This window comes from Rhodococcus sp. IC4_135 (genome assembly GCF_011602025.1).
GTDB classification, from domain to species: Bacteria; Actinomycetota; Actinomycetes; order Mycobacteriales; family Mycobacteriaceae; genus Rhodococcus_F; species Rhodococcus_F baikonurensis.
The window spans coordinates 1-5502 of record NZ_JAAOLG010000080.1 but is presented as its reverse complement, the minus strand read 5'-3'; the positions used below and the strand labels follow the sequence as shown (position 1 = coordinate 5502).

6 protein-coding genes and 1 pseudogene are annotated in these 5502 nt (G+C 63.1%); 4 read left to right on the top strand and 3 right to left on the bottom strand.

All coding sequences use genetic code 11. The features are described 5' to 3' along the window. Positions 1-137 (bottom strand): annotated as a pseudogene (locus tag G8767_RS34855) (acetyl-CoA C-acyltransferase); the annotation flags it as partial. 107 nt (positions 138-244) lie between these two features. Between G8767_RS34855 and mce the strand changes: the two are divergent. Both mce and G8767_RS34845 read left to right on the top strand, forming a co-directional pair. Continuing rightward, the gene (mce, locus tag G8767_RS34850; RefSeq protein WP_070385161.1) at positions 245-718 is read left to right on the top strand and encodes a methylmalonyl-CoA epimerase; all 474 of its coding nucleotides are present in this window, start codon (positions 245-247) and stop codon (positions 716-718) included. Between the two features lie 40 nt (positions 719-758). Next, positions 759-1802 carry a hypothetical protein gene (locus tag G8767_RS34845; RefSeq protein WP_095973766.1) on the top strand — a complete coding sequence of 348 codons (1044 nt, stop codon included), beginning with the start codon at positions 759-761 and terminating at the stop codon, positions 1800-1802. A gap of 7 nt (positions 1803-1809) precedes the next feature. Here G8767_RS34845 and G8767_RS36185 read toward each other — a convergent pair whose 3' ends face one another. Continuing rightward, entirely contained in the window at positions 1810-2154 is a 345-nt protein-coding gene (locus G8767_RS36185; RefSeq protein WP_166814234.1) for an ATP/GTP-binding protein, read from the bottom strand. 19 nt (positions 2155-2173) lie between these two features. Next, positions 2174-2848: an endonuclease NucS gene (gene nucS, locus G8767_RS34835; RefSeq protein WP_003945160.1), complete on the bottom strand. Its 675-nt coding sequence runs from the start codon at positions 2846-2848 to the stop codon at positions 2174-2176. A 42-nt stretch (positions 2849-2890) separates the two neighbouring features. Between nucS and G8767_RS34830 the strand changes: the two genes are divergently transcribed. Both G8767_RS34830 and G8767_RS34825 read left to right on the top strand, forming a co-directional pair. Next, the gene (locus G8767_RS34830) at positions 2891-4483 is read left to right on the top strand and encodes an adenylate/guanylate cyclase domain-containing protein (protein WP_166814232.1); all 1593 of its coding nucleotides are present in this window, start codon (positions 2891-2893) and stop codon (positions 4481-4483) included. A 141-nt stretch (positions 4484-4624) separates the two neighbouring features. Beyond that, positions 4625-5251 (top strand): dihydrofolate reductase family protein, encoded by a 627-nt coding sequence (locus G8767_RS34825; RefSeq protein WP_166814230.1) that lies wholly within the window; start codon positions 4625-4627, stop codon positions 5249-5251. Positions 5252-5502: the final 251 nt, after the last annotated feature.

Below are 5502 nucleotides of genomic sequence, written 5' to 3'. Positions count from 1 at the left end.
TCGGGGGCGACTCCGGACTTGTCGAGGGCGCCTTTGATGGCGATGCCGCCGAGGTCGGACCCGGAGAGGTCTTTCAACGATCCGAGGAGTCGACCCATCGGGGTACGAGCTCCCGCAACAATCACAGAACTGGTCACGATTTCCTCCGGCTGCAAAAGAGACATAGTCGTCGGTTCCGTGCGGCCTAAGAGCCAAGTCACATCCCGACGTGTACTCCTCAAACGGTAGCGCTACCGTGAAAGGTATGACACAGACCTCCCCCAGTTCTGCACTCGCACCTTTGTCGTCCGACCTCGTCGTCGCGATCGATCACGTCGGAATCGCGGTGCCCGATCTCGACGTGGCGATCGCGTGGTACACGCAGCACCTGGGCATGGTGTCGACCCACGAGGAAATCAACGAATCGCAGGGCGTGCGTGAGGCCATGCTCTCCGTCGTCGGCTCCCCCGCCGGATCCACTGCCGTTCAGCTGCTCGCGCCTCTGGACGAGAACTCGACCATCGCCAAGTTCATCGACCGAAGCGGCCCTGGACTGCAGCAGCTCGCCTACCGGGTCACCGACATCGACGCCATCTCCGCCGAGCTTCGCGAGCGCGGTGTTCGGTTGCTGTACGACGCTCCCCGACGCGGTACGGCCAACTCGCGCATCAACTTCATTCACCCGAAGGACGCCGGGGGCGTCCTGGTGGAACTGGTCGAACCCGACGCGAGCCACTAGCAGACCCGACTCCAGCTCGTATGCCAGGTAGATTGTCGCCATGGCATACGAGCAGGACCGCGGTTCGATCCAACTTCCGTTCCAGATCGCACGGAAGGGATACGACCGCGACGAGGTGCGTAACTACTTCGAGCGATTCGACGCGGAGCTGCGAGTTACCGCAGCCGATCGTGATGCTGCCGCTGCGCAGGCCCGTGACCTTGCCAAGCAGCTCGACGATGCACGCGACGACATCGACGACCTCCGCAAGGACGTCGACCGCCTGTCGGTACCGCCCACCACTGCGGAGGGCATGAGCGATCGCATCAGCCGCATGCTGCGCCTTGCCTCCGACGAGGCCTCCGAGGTGCGCGCGAAGGCCGAGGCCGACGCAGCCGAGATGACCTCCATCGCCGAACAGGACGGCGCCCGCCTACGTGGGCACTACGAGTCGCTGATCGCCGAACTCGAGGACCGTCGCAACGCGATGGAAACCATGCACGAGCAGACCATGGCACAGGCCCGTACCGAAGCGGCCCGCATCGTCGAAGCCGCACAAGCCGAGCGGGATCGACTGGCTGCCGAGTCCGAGGCCAAGCGCACTCAGATCCGCGAAGACTTCGACATCTCGATGTCGGAGCGCCGCGCCAAGGTCGTCGCCGCCGTCAACGAACTGGAGTCGTCGAGCAAGGCAGAGGCCGAGCGTCGACTCGCCGATGCGTCGCACGAGGCTCAGCGCAGGCTGCAGGCCGCCACCGATCAGTCCGAGCGCAAGATCGCACACGCAAAAGAACTGACTGAAGAACTGCGTGTTCTCCGTGGCCGAATCCTGGCTCAGCTCTTGGGTATTCGCGGACAACTCGATTCGGTTCCGGCCATGCTCGCATCGGTCAATCGGGAGAGCGAACTCCTCGATTCACCGCCCGCTCCGGTCATCGTCGAAGCCGAGGAAGATCTCGAGATCGAAGACAAGAAAGCCGACGCAGATCCGGTCGACTCAGAACCACGTATCGACGAAGACGACGTACTCGAGGACTCGGACGAGACCAACACCGCCGAGATCGACACCCGCGCCGTCGAGCAGCGAGCCCAGTCCAGGAACTGATCGACGCTCAGGACCACCGTCTGGTCAGGCTGCGAGTTCCGCGGCCTGACCAGCATCCGGTGTGCCAGTGTCGACGTTCGTTCGCGCCACCCGGTTCCGAAGGCCACGTCACCACATGGGCGACGCCGGGCCTGATGTCGTGATCACAACCGGGACACCGGTAGAACTTCGTCGCATTGGCACCGGGTATCGGCCTCACCATGTACATTTCACCGCCCGGCCCGGGTTCCTCCCGGACCAGCGCCCCGCCGAACAACACACCACTGGGTGCCTGCGACTCCGCACTCGAATCCCGAGCACGCCGAGTATCCGTTCGACGGGTTTGCTTCGGCGAAGGTTTGCGGCGCGGCATGGTTCGAGTCTAAACAGCGTCAGAAAAGTCGGAACTCGGTGCTTTCGGTCCCGCGGAGTGCCTCGTAGTCAAGGACCAGGCAACGGATCCCACGGTCGTTGGCCAAAGTCTTCGCCTGCGGCTTGATCTGTTGCGCTGCAAAAACTCCCGTGACCGGCGCGAGCAACGGATCGCGGTTGAGCAATTCCAGATAGCGCGTCAACTGCTCGACGCCGTCGATCTCGCCGCGGCGCTTGATCTCCACCGCCACCGATGCACCGTCCGCGTCGCGGACCAGAAGGTCGACCGGCCCGATGGCCGTCATGTACTCGCGGCGCACCAACGTGTAGCCGGGGCCGAGCGTCTCCACATGCTCCGCCAGAAGTTCTTGAAGGTGCGCTTCGACACCGTCCTTGATCAATCCCGGATCGAGACCGAGTTCATACGACGAATCGTGCTCGACCTCCTCGAGAGTGATCCGAAGCTCCTCGCCCGCCTTGTTGGTGACGACCCACAGGATGTCGTCGCTGTCTCCGGTGGTCTCGACCAACCAGCACGGCGGACTCATCCAGTTCAGCGGCTTGTACGCCCGATCGTCGGCATGAATGCTGACGGAGCCGTCGGCCTTGACCAACAGCAGTCGTCTTGCGGTAGGGAGGTGGGAGGTCAGGCGTCCCACATAATCGACACGGCAACGAGCAATAACTAGGCGCACCGGACCACCCTAAGCGATCAATACGACTACTCTCGACACACTATGCAGCGAAGCCGTGTCCCGAGTGCGCCCCTGGGGTCGTGGCTGCTCGGATCCACCGACGAAAGCCCCAGGCGTCGCCGAATCCGCGTCCAGGCACTACTGACCGCCCCTCTCCTGGTCACCAACCTGATCGGAGCGGTGCTGGCGATAGTGCTCGTCGGATTCGTGGTTCCCGGACCCGAGATCATCCACCCCGAATTCGCGTGGATCAACTTTATCGCCGTGCCCGTCTTCATCGGGTGTGTCTTTCTGATCGGACTTCTCTGGGGCACCAAACGCCTCATGCGGGATCTCCGGTGGGCCACCGAGGATCACCGGCCAACCGAGCAGAATCAACGCGCGGCGCTGCGCGGGCCGTGGCGACTGACCCGAGTGCAAGCTGTCCTGTGGACGGCCGCGCTCATCACCTTCACGACCATGTACGGAATCGTCGACCCCGACACCATTCCGAAAGTTCTGTTCACCGTGGCCTTCAGCGGTATCACCACCTGTGCTTTCTGCTACCTGCTCAGCGAGTTCGCACTCCGCCCTATTGCTGCGCGTGCACTCGAATCCGGAGCACCCCGCAAGGCTGCCGTTCTCGGACTGACCGGCCGGACAATCCTCGTCTGGCTGCTCGGAAGCGGAGTCCCCGTCACTGGCTTGATGCTCGTAGCGGTCTTCAGCTTCATCCGACCTGCTTCGTGGCAAGCCCTCGCAATCGCCATCCTCGTCATCGGCGGGATCACCCTGTGTGTCGGACTCGGGCTGACTTACATCAACATTCGATCGGCCGCGGCCCCCATTCGGTCCGTACGACGAGGCATGGAACAAGTCACCCGTGGCGACCTCACCGCGTCCGTCGTCGTGTACGACGGGACCGAACTGGGACTGCTGCAGACCGGCTTCAACCGCATGGCCGAGGGCCTACGCGAGCGCGAGAGAATTCGCGACCTCTTCGGGCGCCACGTCGGACACGAGGTTGCCGCAAACGCGGTTCGCCGCAACCCCGAACTCGGCGGTGAAGAACGCGACGTTGCCGTTCTTTTCGTCGACGTCATCGGTTCGACCACCATCGCGGCCACCAACTCCCCTACCGCGGTGGTCGCGCTACTCAACCGATTCTTCGACGTCATCGTCGACGAGGTCGATGCACACGGCGGATTCGTCAACAAGTTCGAGGGCGACGCAGCGCTGGCGATTTTCGGAGCGCCGACGACACTCGACGATCACGCCGGCAGCGCTCTTGCCGCCGCCCGCAAGATCCAGCAGCGCCTGCGTGCCGAAGTTCCGGAAGTGAGCGCGGGAATCGGCGTCGCTGCCGGTATTGCCGTAGCCGGCAACGTCGGTGCGCGAGAAAGATTCGAGTACACCGTCATCGGTGATCCCGTCAACGAGGCAGCACGACTGTCCGAGGTCGCAAAGACGGTTCCGGGTAACGTCGCCGCGTCCGGACGGGCGGTGGCCGCTGCGGACAGCGCCGAAGCTGCCCAGTGGTCGATCACCGAGAACATCACCCTTCGCGGCCGCCTCGAACAGACCGAGCTCGCGATTCCGTGCGACGCTTTGGAGTCCGAGACCGCCCCCTCAGAGTCCGTGCCTGTTCAGCCCTGATCTCACCTCCCCCCTGAGCGAACGGCACGTTCGGTCGATCCAAGGCGATGAACGCCACGTTCGCTCGATGACTTTCCCTCTTCCCGACGGTCTATATCGGCACAGCGGAAATCCGACGACGCCTGGGAGATGGGTACGACTATGAAACTGATGACCTTTACCATCGTCACTCTCGACGGAGTGATGCAAGGACTCGGTGGGCCGGACGAAGACCGCCGTGGTGGATTCGAGCGAGGCGGATGGTCCGCGCCATTGGTGGACACCGAAGCGATGAATTATCTCGTCCAGGTCTACCAGCGAGCTGACGCCTTCCTGTTCGGCCGACACACCTATGAGATATTCGCCGGATACTGGGGCACGTTCGAGAATCCGGATGTCAACCCCATTGCAAGCGCGTTGAATTCGCGGCCCAAGTATCTTGCGTCGACGACGCTCACCGATCCCCAATGGAAGAACACGACCGCCCTTACAGGTGACACCGCCACAGCGATCGGCGAACTGAAAGCCGTACCCGGCGGTGAGCTCCAGGTGCACGGGAGCGGCAACTTGTGCCGTTGGCTTCTCGCGAACGATCTCGTCGACGAGATGATCCTGCTAATCGTGCCGGTGGTCGTAGGCCAGGGCACTCGACTCTTCCCCGACTCCGGACCGGACATCGCACTCGAACTGGCCGAATCGCAGGCAACTCAGAAAGGCGTGACGATCCAGCGGTATCTGCCCACTGGCCGGCCGAAGTATGCAACTGCCACCGCCGACGGCATCGACTGATCCGGGCAAAGCGCTCGCCTACCCCAGTCGCTCGCCCTGCCCTGATCGTGCGAACGGTACGTTCGGTCGATCTGAGGCGACGGACGTACCGTTCGCTCGAAATCGGGGGGTGGTGTGTGGTGGTGGGGTGTTTTGGGTATGAGAAAGCCCCCCAACCATGACTGGTTGGGGGGCTTCTCTTACGTTGTGTTCGGCGGTGTCCTACTCTCCCACACCCTGTCGAGTGCAGTACCATCGGCGCTGAAGGGCTT